This window comes from Kiloniella spongiae (assembly GCF_001026905.1).
Taxonomy (GTDB): domain Bacteria; phylum Pseudomonadota; class Alphaproteobacteria; order Kiloniellales; family Kiloniellaceae; genus Kiloniella; species Kiloniella spongiae.
The window spans coordinates 62,934-79,941 of the sequence record NZ_LAQL01000002.1 but is presented as its reverse complement, the minus strand read 5'-3'; the positions used below and the strand labels follow the sequence as shown (position 1 = coordinate 79,941).

At 45.7% G+C, this 17,008-nt stretch carries 14 protein-coding genes; 11 read left to right on the top strand and 3 right to left on the bottom strand.

The window, feature by feature from the left end:
* The first annotated feature begins 100 nt into the window (after positions 1-100).
* Positions 101-2,743 carry an aminopeptidase N gene (gene pepN, locus WH96_RS00360; protein ID WP_047762169.1) on the top strand — a complete coding sequence of 881 codons (2,643 nt, stop codon included), beginning with the start codon at positions 101-103 and terminating at the stop codon, positions 2,741-2,743.
* A 47-nt stretch (positions 2,744-2,790) separates the two neighbouring features.
* On the opposite strand, the gene bluB is transcribed toward pepN, so the two are convergent.
* The gene (gene bluB / locus WH96_RS00355) at positions 2,791-3,429 is read right to left on the bottom strand and encodes a 5,6-dimethylbenzimidazole synthase (RefSeq protein ID WP_047762168.1); all 639 of its coding nucleotides are present in this window, start codon (positions 3,427-3,429) and stop codon (positions 2,791-2,793) included.
* A 191-nt stretch (positions 3,430-3,620) separates the two neighbouring features.
* Between bluB and cobU the strand changes: the two genes are divergently transcribed.
* From cobU to cobO, 4 genes are all read left to right on the top strand, one after another.
* Positions 3,621-4,169, top strand: coding sequence for a bifunctional adenosylcobinamide kinase/adenosylcobinamide-phosphate guanylyltransferase (gene cobU, locus WH96_RS00350; protein WP_047762167.1), 549 nt, complete (start codon positions 3,621-3,623; stop codon positions 4,167-4,169).
* A 24-nt stretch (positions 4,170-4,193) separates the two neighbouring features.
* A complete protein-coding gene (gene cobW / locus WH96_RS00345; protein ID WP_047762166.1) occupies positions 4,194-5,228 on the top strand; it encodes a cobalamin biosynthesis protein CobW in 1,035 nt (344 codons plus the stop codon).
* 118 nt (positions 5,229-5,346) lie between these two features.
* Entirely contained in the window at positions 5,347-9,084 is a 3,738-nt protein-coding gene (gene cobN, locus WH96_RS00340; RefSeq protein WP_047762165.1) for a cobaltochelatase subunit CobN, read from the top strand.
* A gap of 52 nt (positions 9,085-9,136) precedes the next feature.
* Positions 9,137-9,781, top strand: coding sequence for a cob(I)yrinic acid a,c-diamide adenosyltransferase (gene cobO, locus WH96_RS00335; protein WP_047762164.1), 645 nt, complete (start codon positions 9,137-9,139; stop codon positions 9,779-9,781).
* Between the two features lie 58 nt (positions 9,782-9,839).
* Here the strand turns inward: cobO and WH96_RS00330 are convergent, their stop codons facing one another.
* Complete coding sequence (locus WH96_RS00330; RefSeq protein ID WP_047762163.1) at positions 9,840-10,742, bottom strand: decaprenyl-phosphate phosphoribosyltransferase; 903 nt, start codon at positions 10,740-10,742, stop codon at positions 9,840-9,842.
* 27 nt (positions 10,743-10,769) lie between these two features.
* Here WH96_RS00330 and WH96_RS00325 point away from each other — a divergent pair, with 27 nt between their 5' ends.
* The 5 genes from WH96_RS00325 to WH96_RS00305 all read left to right on the top strand — a co-directional run bounded on the left by WH96_RS00325 (position 10,770) and on the right by WH96_RS00305 (position 14,783).
* Complete coding sequence (locus WH96_RS00325; RefSeq protein ID WP_047762162.1) at positions 10,770-11,177, top strand: GtrA family protein; 408 nt, start codon at positions 10,770-10,772, stop codon at positions 11,175-11,177.
* Entirely contained in the window at positions 11,171-12,487 is a 1,317-nt protein-coding gene (locus tag WH96_RS00320) for an FAD-binding oxidoreductase (protein ID WP_047762161.1), read from the top strand. Before WH96_RS00325 ends, WH96_RS00320 begins: the two co-directional genes overlap by 7 nt.
* A gap of 15 nt (positions 12,488-12,502) precedes the next feature.
* Positions 12,503-13,240, top strand: a complete 738-nt coding sequence (locus tag WH96_RS00315; RefSeq protein WP_047762160.1) for an SDR family oxidoreductase — start codon at positions 12,503-12,505, stop codon at positions 13,238-13,240.
* Positions 13,241-13,334: 94 nt separating this feature from the next.
* Positions 13,335-13,955, top strand: coding sequence for a flavin reductase family protein (locus WH96_RS00310; protein ID WP_047762159.1), 621 nt, complete (start codon positions 13,335-13,337; stop codon positions 13,953-13,955).
* A 69-nt stretch (positions 13,956-14,024) separates the two neighbouring features.
* Positions 14,025-14,783, top strand: a complete 759-nt coding sequence (locus WH96_RS00305; protein WP_047762158.1) for a sulfite exporter TauE/SafE family protein — start codon at positions 14,025-14,027, stop codon at positions 14,781-14,783.
* 3 nt (positions 14,784-14,786) lie between these two features.
* Here the strand turns inward: WH96_RS00305 and cbiB are convergent, their stop codons facing one another.
* Positions 14,787-15,782 (bottom strand): adenosylcobinamide-phosphate synthase CbiB, encoded by a 996-nt coding sequence (gene cbiB, locus WH96_RS00300; RefSeq protein WP_047762740.1) that lies wholly within the window; start codon positions 15,780-15,782, stop codon positions 14,787-14,789.
* A gap of 123 nt (positions 15,783-15,905) precedes the next feature.
* Here cbiB and WH96_RS00295 point away from each other — a divergent pair, with 123 nt between their 5' ends.
* Positions 15,906-16,988, top strand: coding sequence for a sirohydrochlorin chelatase (locus WH96_RS00295; RefSeq protein ID WP_047762157.1), 1,083 nt, complete (start codon positions 15,906-15,908; stop codon positions 16,986-16,988).
* Positions 16,989-17,008 lie beyond the last annotated feature (20 nt).

Below are 17,008 nucleotides of genomic sequence, written 5' to 3'. Positions count from 1 at the left end.
CTGAAAATAGTCGTTTTAACGTTGCTGTTTCGGTTCTCCCCTAATAGTGTTAGGCAAGAATTATATTGTATAAATTAAAGTTATTTTTTGGTGAGGAATTATGAAAAAGGCGCAAGTGAAAGCTACGAAACTAGAGGATTATGTGTCTCCGGCTTTCTTGGTAGATCATGTCGATCTAACGTTTTTCCTCAAGCCTGAAGCTACCAAGGTTCATTCCAAGCTAAAAATTAGGCAAAATTCTGATTGTAAGCAGTCTCTGTTTTTGGATGGTGATGCATTACGTCTGGACACTGTCGTCATTGATGGGAGAGTGTTGGGGCAAGATGAATATGAATGCGGCGAATTTTCTCTTTCTATTCCTGATTTTCCTTCAGAAGCGATACTTGAGATTGTTACCTTTATTGATCCTGTGCATAACACCAAACTCGAAGGTCTTTACCTCTCTAGCGGAAATTTTTGTACGCAATGCGAGGCTGAAGGCTTTCGCCGGATAACCTATTATCCTGACCGTCCTGATGTTATGGCGACCTATACGGTTACTGTCCATGCAGATCAGGATAGTTATCCGGTCTTACTATCTAATGGTAATTTGATTGACCAAGGGGTGGAAGAAGACGGCAGCCATTGGGCTAAATGGGACGACCCTTTTCCGAAACCGAGCTATCTTTTTGCCTTGGTTGCTGGCGATTTGGCTTGTTGTGAAGATAGCTTTAAGACCCGCTCTGGTCAGGACGTAACACTTAAAATCTTTGTTGAGCATGGAAACGAAGATAAATGTGCCTATGCCATGGATTCTCTCATCCGTTCGATGAAGTGGGATGAAGAACGTTTTGGGCTGGAATACGATCTGGATATATTCAACATCGTGGCCGTGAGCGACTTTAATATGGGGGCAATGGAAAATAAGAGCCTTAATATCTTTAACTCAAAATGCATACTTGCAAGTCCGGATACTGCGACGGACTTTGAATTCGAGCGTATTGAAGCGATTGTTGCACATGAATATTTCCATAATTGGACTGGTAACAGGGTGACTTGTCGGGACTGGTTTCAGTTGAGCTTGAAAGAAGGTTTGACCGTTTATCGTGATCAGGAGTTCAGCGCGGACATGAGATCTGCACCTGTGAAACGGATTCAAGATGTCCGTACGTTACGTGCGCGACAATTCCCCGAAGATGCTGGTCCCCTTTCTCATCCGATCAGACCAGAATCTTATATAGAGATAAATAACTTCTATACTTCGACCGTCTATGAAAAAGGTGGTGAAGTGATCAGAATGATGGCCGAACTTCTCGGGAAGGATGGTTTTCGAAAGGGTCTGGATCTTTATTTCGAGCGGCATGATAATCAGGCCGTTACCTGTGATGATTTTGTCGCTGCGATGGAAGATGCCAATGGTGCCAACCTCAAACACTTCCGTCTTTGGTATAGTCAGGCAGGAACACCAGAGGTTGAAGCCAATTGGTCCTACGACGCGCAAGAAAAAACTTTTACTCTGACCCTTGATCAGTTTACGGCGCCGACACCCGGGCAAGATGTGAAACAGCCGTTGCTGATACCATTCACTGTCGGTCTTATCGGGCAGAATGGTGCTGCACTTCCTTTAAAACTTGAGGGAGAGAACGGAGATAAACAGACTACAAAACGAACTCTCCAATTTGATCAGGATCATCAAATATTTACCTTTGTTGATGTGAATGAACTTCCAGTTCCGTCGTTAAATAGAAACTTCTCAGCTCCAATAAAATTGTCGACGAAATATACGACTGGTGATCTCGCGTTTTTGATGGGGCACGATAAAGACGCTTTCAGCCGATGGGATGCTGCGCAAACATATGCTTCCAGATTAATGCTTAAAATGGTGAAGTCTGTTCAAGAAGGTGGAGTTGCTGAATTTGATTCTCAGTATGCCGATATTTTAGCAATAAATATTGCGGACAAATCGCTTGATCCGGCATTTTTGGCGCAAATGTTAGGCTTGCCATCCATCGATTATGTCACAGAACAAATGGAAGTTGCTGATTTTGCCGCTGTAGAAAAGGTCAGGTCTGTATTTAAGGCAGGCATTGCGAAAGCCTTGTATGGACAATTCAAAGAATTGTACCTGGCGGGTAAAGAAGCAGCAGCCTATAGCCCGGATTCAGATTCTGCCGGGCGTCGTGCACTTTGTAACACGGCGCTTGGATATTTGTCGGTTATTGAAAATGATCCAGCGTGTTTGAAGCTTGTTGTTGATCAGTTTGAGGCAGCGGATAACATGACGGATCGAATGGCTGCGCTGAGCCTGCTTGCTGACATTCCTGGGGAGGAAAGAGAGAAGGCGCTTAAGGCTTTTGAAAGCCGTTATGCGGATAACACTTTGGTTATGGACAAATGGTTTGCTGTTCAGGCCACATCAACAATTTCAAATGCATTGGAGGAAGTGAAAAAGCTGCTAACACACTCAGCTTTCTCATATAAGAATCCAAATAAAGTCAGAGCTCTCATTGGGGCTTTTTCTGGCGCAAATCCGGCACGCTTCCACGCTGAAGGCGGTGAAGGGTATCGTTTCTTGGCTGATAGTATTATTCATCTGAATGGCATTAATCCACAGGTGGCTTCAAAGATTTTAGCTCCTCTTGGAAGTTGGCGACGGATGAATGCAACGCACCAAAAAATGATGAAAGCGGAGTTGCAAAGAATTCTGGATACTGAGGACCTCTCTAATGATGTCTATGAAATTGCATCCAAATCCCTTGTGTAAATTGAATAACGTTTCGGATAAAAAATGCCTGCTTTAGCGGGCATTTTTTATTTGATAAGAAGCTTACGACAATCACCTAATCTGTCCTGCCAACCGAGTGTGACAAGTTCCGGGGTGTCCTTTTCTTCGGTTGGGTAGCCGATGCAACAATAGGCAACGAGTGCCCATTCGTCAGGGACTTCCAGTGTTTGTTTTACAGCATCCGGATCGATGATGGATACCCATCCTAGGCCTATACCCTTAGCACGTGCTGCCAGCCACAGGGTGTGGACGGATAATACAGCAGAGTAGCGTAACATTTCAGGCATGGATTGGTGCCCAAGGCCATGACCCTGCTCGGTTTCTTCGTGTGCAAAAACCGCGAGCTGTATTGGAGCGCGATCCATGCCCGATAATTTGAGGTTGGCATACAGTTGCGCTTTTTCGCCGTCGTAACCTTCGAGAGCTTGCGCATTCGCATGTTCAAAGTTTTCTTTGATTTCTTTTTTCTTTGTTTCGCTTTCGACCAATACGTAACGCCATGGCTGGCTATTACCCACAGATGGGGCAAGGCAGGCGAGGTCTAGTAATTCGTCCAATGTTCCGTCGGGTAATGGATCTGTTTTAAACTGACGTACATCCCGCCGCCACTCCAGAAGCTCTGTTAATTTGTTGCAAAAATTATCGTTGAAATCCGGTTTGTTCATTACACTTGAAGCCAATCATCACTACTTATCTATTATTGAATTTGCATGGAATAATAGGAACTGTCGATGGTTTTATTCATATTGATGGTTTTTGATATTTGCCTTGCAACAAGTTTCCGACCAAGAGAAAAGGTTAGGAGAGAGTTTGGCGAAAGCGGTGCGGTACCTGCGAATATTGAGAGTTCAAAGTGATGTCTGAAAAAAAAACTGCGATAGCTCACGCGTTAATTCTAGGGGGCGCCCGCTCTGGGAAAAGTAGCTATGCCGAACAGCTGGTCGAGCAAAAAGATGGAGATTGCCTATATGTTGCGACGGCCAGGATCTGGGACGATGAAATGTTTGATCGGATCGATGAGCATAAGGAACGCCGTGGCGCGCGGTGGACAACCTTTGAAGAACCGTTGGATATAGTACAGTGCCTAAAGCGTATCCAGCGACCAGGTGCAACTATTCTGGTTGATTGCCTGACCTTGTGGGTAACAAACTTGATGATGGAAGGGCGCGACCCTGACGTAGAAGGTGCACAATTGGTCGCGTCTTTGGCCGAGTTGTCTTGTCCTGTTGTGCTAGTTTCAAACGAAGTTGGTTTAGGAATTGTTCCCATGGACAAAATGTCCAGAGATTTCAGGGATTATGCAGGGCGTTTACATCAACGTCTTGCTGCAGTAGTTCCTTCCGTAACATTTATGATGTCAGGATTACCAATGCAGGTTAAACCCTCTGCAGTATCTTCTGACTAAATTTTAAAAGCAGGATTTTGACGTATGTCTCAAGCAGCAAAAATTCCAGCCACTGTTATCACAGGTTTCCTGGGTGCTGGAAAAACTTCGACAATACAGCATCTTTTAAAGACTGCTGGTGGTAAAAGAATTGCGCTTATTATTAATGAATTTGGCGATCTCGGTGTCGATAGTGACATTGTCAAAGGCTGTGGCATCGAAGGATGCAATGATGATGATGTTCTGGAACTTGCCAATGGATGCATCTGTTGCACTGTTGCGGATGATTTTATTCCGACAATTGAAAAGTTGTTAAACCGGGAAACGCCCCCGGACCATATCATCATTGAAACATCTGGTTTGGCTTTGCCCAAACCATTGGTGAAAGCTTTTAACTGGCCGGAAATCCGTACCCGTGTAACCGTTGATGGCGTTATTACTCTGGTTGATGGCAGAGCTGTGGCCGATGGTTTGTTTGCAACAAACCCGGAAGCAATTGCACAGCAACGTGAAGCAGATGAAAACCTTGATCACGAAAGCCCGCTGGAAGAGCTTTTTGAAGAACAACTCGCCTGTGCGGATATGGTTGTCGTGAACAAGCTTGATCTGCTTAACGAGGGTGATATGGATACAGTTCTGGCTACAATCCGTAAAGAAATCCGCCCGGAAGTAAAGATCGTCAAAATATCTCATGGTGAGATTAACGCATCTATTTTGCTTGGGTTGGAAGCTGCTGCCGAGGATGATCTGGATTCCCGTCCTTCACATCACGATGATGGGCACGAACATGATCACGATGATTTTGAAAGTTTTGCTGTGGACTTGGGCGAGATCGCAAGCCCGGAAGCCTTTATTGATAAGTTGCTGCCAATTGTAGCTGAGCATAATATTCTTCGGGTCAAAGGTTTTGCCGCTGTTGCTGATAAAGATATGCGCCTCGTGATTCAGGGTGTTGGTAGTCGTTTCCAACATTATTTTGATCAGGAATGGTCAGAGGGTGTCGAGCGTCGTTCCCGTCTTGTGATTATTGGTGATCATGACATGGACGAACCTGCTATTCGTGCTGCGATCGCGGCCTAAAAAATCAAAACACCGGGGGCAAACAATAAACCTTTTGGCCCCGGTGTTTCTATAAAAGATCAATCCTTTGCTAATGATGAGCTAGGATTACAAGAACTCGAACCAAGAGAAATACTCTATGCATCTGTTACAAGCCCAACCCGGAGCAATCGCTGATGGATCCGAAGCAATCGACCTGGGGCAAACACCGGGGGATATTGTTATTGTCTCTGCGGCAGATACAGAACTGGCCAGTCTGGTTCAGGCTAGACAAGTAATCGGTGATGCATATCCGTCTCTGCGTTTGGCGAACCTGATGCAGTTATCACACAACATGTCAGTTGATCTGTATGTTGATGATATTATCGCCAATGCCAAGGTTGTCGTGGCGCGGATCCTTGGAGGGGCTGGGTATTGGCCTTATGGGGTAGAACAATTCCGGGCCATTTGTAAGCAAAAGAAAATTCCGCTTGTGTTGTTACCGGGTGATGATCAACCCGATGCAGAACTTGCTGCACACTCTTCAGTGACGCGAGATGTATATCACCGTGTTTGGCAATATTTCATTCATGGTGGACCAGATAATTCCCGTAATCTGTTGTGCTATCTTGCGGGTTTAATTGACCGTAATTTTGAGTGGGTCGAGCCGAAGCCGTTATTGAGATCCGGCATTTATTGGCCGGGGCGTGATAATCCTGAATTAGATGATCTTCGGCATGATTGGGTAGCGAATGCACCAGTTGCTGCGATTGTTTTCTATCGTGCTCTTTTGCAAGCCGCAAATTTGGCACCAGTTGATGCCTTGATCAAGTCTTTACAGGAAAAGGGCGTCAATCCCTTACCCATTTACTGTGCTTCTCTTAAGGAACCGATTTCGGCAGGGATCGTCAGTACTTTGCTCGAAAATGCAGATACCGGACTTATTCTGAATGCAACGGGCTTTGCAATTTCAACGCCCGGTGCGGAGAGAAAAGAAACACCTTTCGATGTTGTTGATGCTCCAATTTTGCAGGTTATTTTTTCTGGTGGGAACGAGGCCGGTTGGCGGGAAGGGCTAAGTGGTCTTTCTGCGCGCGATATCGCGATGAATGTTGCCTTGCCAGAGGTTGATGGACGTATTCTCTCCCGGGCGGTTTCATTCAAGTCAGAAGCCCGTTATGACGAAACAACCCAAAGCTCTGTTGTTAGTTATCAGGAAGTCAAAGACCGGATTGATTTCGTCGCTGATTTGGCCAGAGCATGGCTTCGGCTTAGAAACAAAGAAGTTTCTGAACGCAAAGTTGCGGTCATCATGGCGAACTATCCCAATCGGGATGGGCGCATGGGCAATGGCGTCGGACTTGATACACCAGCGGGCACAATTCAGCTCTTACAGGCAATGAATGATGCTGGCTACAGCATTTTTGATATTCCAGGCGATGGAAATGCTTTGGTTGAACGAATGGCCGAAGGGCCAACCAATGCTGCCGTTGATGGGCGTGTTATCAGGTCAAAGATTTCTTTAAGTGCCTATAGGCAGTTCTGGGATGCTCTGCCGACGGCTGTGAAAACAGCTATAGAAGAGAGATGGGGTACTTTCGAGAATGATCCTTTCTTTATGCCAGATGAGGATGCTTTTGCTGTCTCTGCGTTTCATTGTGGCAAGATCATCATCGGTCTTCAGCCCGCGCGTGGATACAATATCAATCCGGTAGAAACTTATCATGATCCTGATCTGGTGCCACCTCATGGATACCTGGCTTTTTATGCGTGGTTACGACAGGAAGAAAAAGTTGATGCCATTATCCATATGGGCAAACATGGAAATATGGAGTGGCTGCCCGGGAAGTCGTTGGCGCTTTCTGAGAACTGTTTTCCGGAAGCTGTCTTCGGACCAACGCCGCATCTTTACCCCTTTATTGTGAACGATCCGGGTGAAGGGACACAGGCCAAGCGTCGTGCCCAAGCGGTGATTATTGACCATCTAACACCCCCGCTAACACGTGCTGAATCCTATGGGCCCTTGGCGGATTTGGAACAACTTTGTGATGAGTACTACGAAGCCGCTGGGGTTGATCCCAGACGTTTGAAAGTTCTGAGGGATGAAATTCTCAAGATTACTCAGCGAATTGGTCTGGATAAAGATTGTGGTATAGATCAGTCAGATGATGAAGATGCTGCGCTTTCAAAGCTGGATAATTATCTTTGTGAGTTAAAAGAAATGCAAATCCGCGATGGTTTGCATATCTTTGGACTTGCCCCGGAAGGGCGTCTTTTGGACGATTTGCTTATTGCTTTGACACGGTTGCCACGGGGCGAAGGGAAAGGTGGCGATGCCTCTTTGATCCGATCTTTGGCAAAAGATTTGAGCTTTCCGATTGAATTCGATCCCTTGGATTGTCAGTTTGGTGATCCTTGGTCTGGACCAAAGCCTGATATTCTCGTAGCAGAAGGCAGTTGGCGCACCAATGGGGATACGGTTGAACGTTTGGAAATATTGGCACAGAAACTGGTATCCGGAGAAGTGCAGGCTCTCGATGGGTGGGATAATACATGTCCGGTTTTGACCGAAATCAAAAGTACGATTGGGCCGATTGTATCATCCTGTGGTGCCGAAGAGATTAAGGGCACTCTGCGTGGCCTTAACGGAAAATTTGTTGAACCTGGACCTTCTGGTGCACCGACGCGAGGGCGACCTGATGTTCTTCCGACGGGACGTAACTTTTATTCCGTAGATTCCCGTGTTGTTCCAACCCCTGCTGCATGGCATTTGGGGTGGAAGTCAGCAAACCTGATGATTGAACGCTATCGTCAAGAAAACGGATCTTGGCCAAAACGTATGGCGCTATCTGCCTGGGGGACGTCAAACATGCGGACCGGTGGGGATGATATCGCACAAGGTCTGGCCCTGATGGGGGTGCAGCCAAAGTGGGAACCAACCTCACGACGTGTCGTCGGATTTGAGGTTATGCCTCTGTCTGTCCTAGACCGTCCAAGAGTCGATGTAACCCTGCGTGTCTCCGGTTTTTTTCGTGATGCTTTTCCGGCACAGATTGATCTGTTTGATTCAGCCTGTCGTGCCGTGGCCGCGTTGGATGAGGAAACAGAGAAAATGAATCCTCTGGCTGCAAGAGTGTCAGCAGAATCAGCTGATCTTATTGCCAAAGGATTAGATGAAAAGACAGCGATCAAGCGAGCTGGATATCGCGTTTTTGGCTCTAAGCCAGGTGCTTATGGCGCTGGATTACAGGCGCTGATTGATGAGCGCGGTTGGGAAGGCGAAGCCGATCTTGCAAAAGCCTATATCGGATGGGGCGGTTATGCCTATGGTAGCGGCGGCGCTGGGGACGCGGAACACGGCCTGTTTGAAAGCCGCCTGAGGGATGTGGAAGCGGTTATTCATAATCAGGATAATCGAGAGCACGACTTGCTGGATTCCGACGACTACTATCAATTTGAGGGGGGGATAACCGCAGCTATTCGTCACCTTTCAGGGGAACAGCCAACTGTTTATCACAATGATCATTCTCGCCCGGAAAGCCCACAGATCAGAACACTCCAAGAGGAAATAGCACGAGTTGTCAGGGCGCGTGTCGTTAACCCCAAGTGGATCGATGGTGTCAGACGTCATGGCTACAAGGGTGCTTTTGAAATGGCGGCGACAGTTGATTATCTTTTTGCCTTTGCAGCGACAGCAAAAGTAGTTGAAGATCATCACTTTGATGCTGTTTTTGATGCTTATTTGGATGATGCGGATGTCCGCGAGTTTTTGGAGCAAAATAATCCTGCAGCTTTGCGGGAAATGGCTGAACGCATGATCGAGGCACAGGATAGAAATTTGTGGAAAGCGCGGTCTAACTCTGCACGCGTTCTTTTGGAGAACATAGTTGCCGGCTAAATGAGCTGGTTTATAGATTTTATAATGAGAGAAGATATTGGGGAGACATTAAATGAGTGATACGGAAGAGAAACAGAGCGCGGAAGATTTTGAACGTGCCAACGAAAAATCAAAAAAACGCAAAGCTGCCCGCGATAAAATGCTATCGAACAAGGTTAACGAAAAAGGTTTGATCATTGTTCATACCGGTAAAGGTAAGGGTAAATCGACTGCTGCATTTGGCCTGGCGACGCGTGCTGTCGGCAACGGTATGAAAATCGGTGTTGTACAGTTTGTAAAAGGTAAGTGGGAAACAGGCGAAAAATACGTTCTGGAAAAATTCCCTGATCAGGTTGAAATGTATGCGCTGGGCGAAGGTTTTACCTGGGATACGCAAGACAGAGAACGCGATATTGCTGCCGCTGAAAAAGCATGGGCTAAATCGAAAGAAATGATTGATGCGTGCCGTGGTGATAATCCAAAATATGACATGATTGTTTTGGACGAACTGAATATTACACTTCGTTATGATCATCTGGTTCTGGAGGAAGTTGTTGATTTCCTTGAGAACAAACCAGAAGATCTACACGTCGTAATTACGGGGCGGAATGCCAAGGAAGAAATGATCGAAATCGCAGATTTAGTTACAGAGATGACCTTGGTCAAGCATCCCTTTAGAGATCAGAATATCAAAGCTCAACGTGGCATAGAATTCTAATTGATTTCTGAATACATTTTGTATCACTTAAAAAGAGACCCTAATCGTGGTCTCTTTTTTATATGGATAAAGGTGCTTGCCCTGAGATAACGATGTAAGCCGAGGCGGCGGCCCATATGGTAATTGTGAGCATTAATTGGGGATCAGAAAACAGAGCTTCTGTCGGGGATTCACCTGCATTTGTCATTTCGACTATGTACCAATATCTGTAAATACCAAACAAGACGATCGGGATTGTAATTGCGAGTTCAGGGCGCGTGGTGACAACAAAAAGACTATAGAAAACAAGCGCACCTGTTGCCGCCATTTCGGCAAAACGATTGACCAGGGATATTGAATAAGACCCCAGGACTTCTCTGCCAGAGGCGCCGCTGTCTTGTAATTCCTGTCGCCTTTTAATTGCGGCAAGAAAGAGGGCGAGGCATAGGGTGGTGACAAACATCCACGCTGAGACGGGCACATTTAATACTGTTGCACCCGCAAATACACGTAAAACAAAACCAATTGCAATTGTAAATATATCCAGAACAGGTTGATGTTTTAGATAAAAACTATATCCAATGTTAAGGATGACATAGGCAAAGAGAACAAGCGTTGCTTCTGGGGAAAAGAAATAGCCTGCAATTAAAATGCTATAGAGGCAGGCAAGTAGAATAAAGGCCTGTGGAATTGAGATCGCACCAGAAGCCAAGGGGCGTGTTTGTGACTTCTTAGGATGTTTTCGATCATGATTTATATCTTTAATATCATTGAGGACATAAACAGCTGATGATGCGATACAGAATAAGAAGGTAACGGCAAGCGTTTTCGAGATTGCCTCTGGGTTGGAAAAAAGTCCTGTAAACAGTAGAGGAGCTAGAACAAAGCCGTTCTTAACCCAGTGTTTGGGGCGCATTAACTTTGCAAGACTTAATCCAATAAAGGGGTGACTTTTGCTTTGTTCTTGGTTCTTATTATTCATATCTAATTTTTAAAACCGAAGTTCTTAATGAATCTTTTATTGAGTTATTGTCTTTTTGCTATTTTAGCGACGATCGCAAATATCGCTTCTCAGGATTTATTCCTGAAAGTTTATTCCGGCCCATTTGCTCTGATTTTGTCCGTAGGGGCGGGGACGGCGGTTGGTCTCATTACTAAGTATTTGCTAGATAAAAGGTATATATTTCGTTACCGAACGAGTGGTATGGGGCATGAAAGCAAAATTTTTATGCTTTATACGATGATGGGGGTTTTCACGACGCTAATATTCTGGACCTTTGAATTTGGGTTTCATTTTATTTTTGATGATAGAATGATGCGCTATTTCGGAGGTGTAATCGGTCTTGGAATTGGATATTGGATTAAGTATCAATTGGATAAGAAGTACGTATTTATCTCAAAGGAAACAAAATGCTAATCAGTGGTTGGGGACAATATCCAGACGCTGAGGCCGAAATTTTGAATCCTGTGTCGGGGGATGCATTACAGCGAAATTTACAAGACGAAGACGCAAAGTCGTTTATCGCCCGGGGATTGGGGCGTAGCTATGGTGATAGTTCTCTTTCGTCAACTGTCATATCAACAAAATATTTAAATCGCTTTCATTCCTTTGATGATGAAACAGGTATCCTGTCATGTGATGCGGGTGTCAGCCTCGATGATATTTTGGATGTCTTTGTGCCCAAAGGTTGGTTCCCGACAGTTACGCCGGGAACAAGATTTGTAACTGTCGGTGGGGCAATTGCAAGTGATGTCCATGGAAAGAATCATCATAACGTCGGCACTTTTTGTGACCATGTTTTGTCTTTTCGAATATTGATTGCCAGTGGAGAAATATTCAATTGTTCGCCATCTGAAAACAGAGATTTGTTTTTGGCAACTTGCGGCGGGATGGGGCTGACAGGGGTTATTCTTGATGCATCGATCAGACTACAGAAAATTGAAAGTAGCTTTATTGAAGAAACGACTTACAAAGCAGCTAACCTGAAAGAATGTTTGGAGCTTTTTACCGAGTACCGTTCGGCCACTTATTCAGTCGCCTGGATTGACTGTCTAAAACAAGGAAAAGAGCTTGGTCGATCTTTATTGATGCTGGGAAACCACAGTGAAAAAGGCGGATATGTTGACTTGAAAAAAGCAACATCTTCCATTCCTTTTAACATGCCCGGCTTTTGCCTGAATAAGTATTCTGTGGGGGCTTTTAATAGTCTCTACTATGGTCGAGTACGTGCGCAAATTCAAGAGCGGCATGTTCACTATGGCCCTTATTTTTATCCTTTGGATGGTATCGGGAACTGGACGCGACTTTATGGGGCTAAAGGCTTTGTGCAATACCAGTTTGTTATTCCAAAAGACGCGGGATTAGAGGGAATGACCTGTGTCCTTGAAAAGATATCTCAATCTGGCGCGGGATCTTTTCTGTCTGTCCTTAAGGTTTTTGGTAAAGGCAATGATAACCTTCTTTCCTTTCCGTTTGAAGGTTATACGCTGGCGTTGGATTTTAAGGTCAGTCCGAGAACATTTGAGTTGTTGGACCAACTGGATGTCATTGTGCACGACTATGGGGGGAGGATCTACCTCACGAAAGATGCGCGCATGAGTGATCGGGTTTTCCAGAAAGGATACCCTGAGTGGGAGGCATTCCAGTCTGTCAGGGAAAGATATGGCGCGGTTGGCATCTTTGCTTCTTTGCAGTCAAAGCGTCTGGGTTTAGATGTCGAACATTAAGCTATTGGGAAGCATATGAAAAAAATACTTATAATCGGGGCGACGTCAGCTATAGCAGAGGCAACAGCAAGGATTTTTGCATTACGTGGTGATAACCTGTTTTTGTTAGCACGAGATCAGGAAAGACTCTCTGTTATTGCCAATGACCTGAAAGTCCGTGGGGCTAATGATGTTCACACGTGGGCATATAATGCTTCAGGACAGCATGATAATGAAACTTTTTTTGCGAATGCTATAGAACAGCTTGGCGGCATCGATATTCTTTTCGTTGCCCACGGTATTCTTCCTGATCAAAAAAGCTGTGAAGCTTCTGTCGAGCATACGCTTAATGCGTTTGAGATCAATGCGACGAGTGTTTTTGCAATACTGACTTATTTTGCTAATATTTTCGAGGCTCAAAACCACGGTTCAATTGCCGTTATCTCTTCTGTCGCTGGGGATCGAGGTCGGCAATCAAACTATGTTTATGGGGCAGCAAAAGGTGCTGTTTCTATCTTCCTACAGGGTTTACGGCATCGTCTTGCCAAGTCTGGTGTGCAGGTTTTGACTATTAAACCGGGCTTTGTTGATACGCCGATGACAGCCAGTTTTTCTAAAGGGGCGTTATGGGCAAAACCTGAACAGATTGCCAGGCTCATTGTTAGAGCATTAGATAGAAAAAAATCTGTGGTTTACACACCCTGGTTTTGGGGTGGCATTATGCTCATTATAAGGCTTGTTCCGGATTGGATTTTTCACAAAACTCGCCTTTAGATTTTATGGGCTTTAGATTTTTATAAGAACATCCTAAGCTCCGATACTTTCTTTGCTGCAGTTTTCAATTGCTGCCATTTATTCGGAGACATAGATGTTTTTTGTTCCCGGCAAACATAAAGAGCATGGTTTGCCTTATAATCCTTTTAAAGCTTGCGTACTCCCACGGCCTATTGCCTGGCTTTCAACGAAATCAACTGAGGGTGTTTGTAATCTGGCTCCGTATAGTTTTTTCAATGCTTTTGCTGATGAACCGCCAATTATCGGTGTGGGCATAGCGCCGGATAGTAGGGAAGAAGGCACGAAGGATACACTTCGGAACATCGTTGAAACCGAAGAATTTGTTTTCAATCTCGTTTCTTGGGAACAACGCACGGCAATGAATGAAAGCTCAAGATCGTCTCCGGCTGATGTGGATGAGTTTGAGGCAGCAGGCCTTGAGAAGCTTCCTTCACAGATTATCAAGCCTCCCCGTGTAAAAGGAGCACCGGTCCATTTTGAATGTAAGCTTTTTAAAAGCTTGGACTTACCGAAGAACCACGAAGGCAAACACTATACCTTAATTCTTGGGGAAGTAGTCGGGATGCACATTGATGAAGCCTATCTCACGGACGGTATGGTTGATGCGACCAAGATGAAACCTTTGGCTCGCCTTGGTTATCAGGATTATTCCGTTGTAAATGAGGTTGTGCAGTTGGTTCGTCCTTCTGCTTAGATCGAGAGTTGGTCAAGATGTTCAGGTGTAATCTGTGACAGGCTCGTAAATAAAAAACAGGGCAGGGTGATGGCGTTTTTATTAGAACAAGTTCAGTTGGATGCTCTTGATCTGTTGTATGTTTTGTTTTGCGGATCCGTTGCTGGGCTTTGCCGCGGATTTGCAGGCTTTGGTCTTTCTGCACTTGTGGTGACGTCATTAACCCTGGTGCTTTTACCAGTTGAAGTCGTGCCGATTGCTTTACTACTTGAGATGGTTTCAAGCTTGGTCATGGCCCGCATGACGTGGACAGCCATCCATTGGGGACTATTGCGGTGGCTTTGTGTCGGGGCTGCGATTGGTGTTCCGGCGGGTGTTTTTTTATTAAAAATAATACCTGCAGATCCGTTGCGCATTGCAATCTCGTTGGGCGTATTGATCGCAAGTATTTTGTTGTTCTTGGGTGCCCGTTTTAGAGTAAAAGAAAGCAGTGCTAAAAATCTTTCCGTAGGTCTGATTTCAGGCGTTGCTAATGGTGCTGCTTCTTTGGGAGGATTACCTGTTGCTATCTATATGATGGCAGCGGCACTTCCGGCAGAAGTGGTTCGGGCGACCATGAACCTGTATTTTCTTATTCTTGATGCTTATGGAACAGGAGCTTTGGTTTTTGCAGGTCTTTTGGATCAGGTTACAATTGCACGGGCTTTATTGTTGGTTGTTCCTGTAACTTTGGGCATCTATTTGGGCAACTATATTTTCCAGCGCAGCTCAGCAACTCATTATCGCTATGTGGTTCTCGTGTTGTTGATGGCGTTATCTGTTTCCGGTTTAGTCAAATCCTTCATCTGATCGTTAGAAAAAAGAGAAATAAATCAGCAAAACCCCTAAAGGAAACAACATCCAAAAGCCCGCCCCTATATAGAGTTTCAGAGCCAGCTTTATGTCTGGCGCTGCAAGGTCGCTGCGGCCACCGTCACCCATCCAGGGATCATCGACGACATAACCCGGGTATTTGCGAGGGCCAGCAAGGGCGAAACCAAGCGCACCTGCAACGGCAGCTTCTTGCCATCCTGCATTGGGGGAACGATGTTGGCCTGCATCACGAAGCATAACCTTGAAGGCTCTGGCTGCTGATGCTCTCGAAATTAAGAGGCCAGCGAGCACATAGAGTAACCCAGCCAGACGCGCCGGGATTAGATTGACCAAATCATCCAGACGTGCGGCGAACTTACCAAAAGCTTCGTAGCGTTCGTTCTTGTGGCCGATCATACTGTCCAGCGTATTGATTGCCTTGTAGGCACAAAGTCCGGGAAGACCAAAAAGAGCAAACCAGAACACGGGGGCAACAACACCGTCAGAAAAATTTTCTGCCATACTTTCTATTGCCGCGCGGCAGATACTTGCTTCGTCCAGACTTTCGGGGTCTCGTCCGACCAGATGGCTGATGGCTTTTCTGCCTTCCTCCAAGCTTTGTGCAAGTGCAGTGGCGACATTATGAACTGCTGTTCCCAAACCTCTGTAGGCGATAAGGCTGGAAGCAAGGATGGATTCGACAATCCAGCCATGAGATACTTGCCCCAACGCGCGTGAGAGTATAAGACCGACAGCAACGGCCAGAGCAATGATTCCGATAGAGAGTAAGGCCCCGAGAAGAATTCCGGTCATTCGGTTGTTCTTGGGATTATTCATTCGGCGTTCACTGACTTCTATGGCCTTCCCGATAATGACAACGGGGTGAGGAACATAGCGATACAGCCATGCAGGATCGCCGATTACAATATCTATGAAAATAGCTGTAATCAGGATCAGGATTGGTAAAAAAAGTGGTTCTTGGACCAAATACGACATCAACATGGCGCGAGAATGTTAGCAGTCTTGTTACAGGTCAAGTAGTCGTAAGCCATAATTTGATAAAAGTGTATCGTAGCAACGCCGCCCTGTTGCTAAAAAATGATGGATGAGGTGAGTATAATGACCGAAAACGGTCCAAAAATTGGTGTAATGGTTTGTGGACATGGCAGCCGTGATGAAGGCGCCGTCCGCGAGTTTGAATCCGTTGCCCGGGGTATTCGTGAGCGCTTGCCTCAATACGAAGTCGATAGCGGTTTCTTGGAGTTTGCAACGCCAATTATTCGTACTGGTCTGGATAACTTGCGTGAATCTGGACATGATTTGGTTTTGGCTATTCCGGGTATGCTCTTTGCGGCTGGTCACGCGAAGAACGACATTCCGTCCGTGTTACGTACATACGAAGCACAACATCCAGACATGAAGATCGAATATGGGCGCGAGTTGGGCATTGATACCAAACTGATCAAAGCTGCTGCTGACCGTATTCAAGAAGCAGTTGATCGCGCCAACAAAGAAAACGGCGAAATGCCTATCAACGAGACTATGTTGATGGTTGTTGGTCGTGGTGCATCAGATCCGGATGCAAATTCCAACGTTAACAAAGTGATGCGTCTTCTCTGGGAAGGGTTTGGCTTTGGCTGGGGAGAAGTTTGTTATTCCGGTGTTACTTTCCCGTTGGTTCAACCTGGTCTGGAACATGCGGCGAAGCTTGGGTACAAACGTATTATCGTTTTCCCTTACTTCCTTTTCACAGGCATTTTGGTGAAACGCATTTATGATTACACAGATGTTGTGGCCGAAGCACATTCAGATATTGATTTTGTGAAAGCGCCTTATCTGTCAGATCATCCGCAGGTTCTTGATGCCTTTGCTGATCGCGTTCAGGAAATCCTGGATGGAACCAACGTGATGAACTGTAAGCTCTGTAAATACAGAGAACAGGTTCTGGGTTTTGAAGCAGAAATTGGCCTGCCGCAGGAAAGTCACCATCATCATGTTGAAGGTATCGGTACTGGCACTGCTGATGACCACTCTCATGAGAATGATCACTCTCATGGGCACGATCACTCACACGGTCATTCTCATGGACATGGTCATAGTCACGATCATGGGCATGATCACGACCACCACCATCATCCCTATCCGCATGCGGATCACCCTCTTGGGCCTGTGACCATGGCCAAAGATGATAAAAGCTCGTAGATAAGCGGATCAAGGTTTTT

What these genes read in the sequence shown, in the direction of transcription:
- WH96_RS00325 (WP_047762162.1), top strand. Translation starts at nt 10,770, where the DNA reads ATGAATCTTTTATTGAGTTATTGTCTTTTTGCTATTTTAGCGACGATC.
- cobN (WP_047762165.1), top strand. Translation starts at nt 5,347, where the DNA reads ATGCATCTGTTACAAGCCCAACCCGGAGCAATCGCTGATGGATCCGAA.
- cobW (WP_047762166.1), top strand. Translation starts at nt 4,194, where the DNA reads ATGTCTCAAGCAGCAAAAATTCCAGCCACTGTTATCACAGGTTTCCTG.
- cobO (WP_047762164.1), top strand. Translation starts at nt 9,137, where the DNA reads ATGAGTGATACGGAAGAGAAACAGAGCGCGGAAGATTTTGAACGTGCC.
- WH96_RS00330 (WP_047762163.1), bottom strand. Translation starts at nt 10,742, where the DNA reads ATGAATAATAAGAACCAAGAACAAAGCAAAAGTCACCCCTTTATTGGA.
- WH96_RS00295 (WP_047762157.1), top strand. Translation starts at nt 15,906, where the DNA reads ATGACCGAAAACGGTCCAAAAATTGGTGTAATGGTTTGTGGACATGGC.
- WH96_RS00320 (WP_047762161.1), top strand. Translation starts at nt 11,171, where the DNA reads ATGCTAATCAGTGGTTGGGGACAATATCCAGACGCTGAGGCCGAAATT.
- cobU (WP_047762167.1), top strand. Translation starts at nt 3,621, where the DNA reads ATGTCTGAAAAAAAAACTGCGATAGCTCACGCGTTAATTCTAGGGGGC.
- WH96_RS00310 (WP_047762159.1), top strand. Translation starts at nt 13,335, where the DNA reads ATGTTTTTTGTTCCCGGCAAACATAAAGAGCATGGTTTGCCTTATAAT.
- WH96_RS00315 (WP_047762160.1), top strand. Translation starts at nt 12,503, where the DNA reads ATGAAAAAAATACTTATAATCGGGGCGACGTCAGCTATAGCAGAGGCA.
- cbiB (WP_047762740.1), bottom strand. Translation starts at nt 15,782, where the DNA reads ATGTCGTATTTGGTCCAAGAACCACTTTTTTTACCAATCCTGATCCTG.
- bluB (WP_047762168.1), bottom strand. Translation starts at nt 3,429, where the DNA reads ATGAACAAACCGGATTTCAACGATAATTTTTGCAACAAATTAACAGAG.
- WH96_RS00305 (WP_047762158.1), top strand. Translation starts at nt 14,025, where the DNA reads ATGGCGTTTTTATTAGAACAAGTTCAGTTGGATGCTCTTGATCTGTTG.
- pepN (WP_047762169.1), top strand. Translation starts at nt 101, where the DNA reads ATGAAAAAGGCGCAAGTGAAAGCTACGAAACTAGAGGATTATGTGTCT.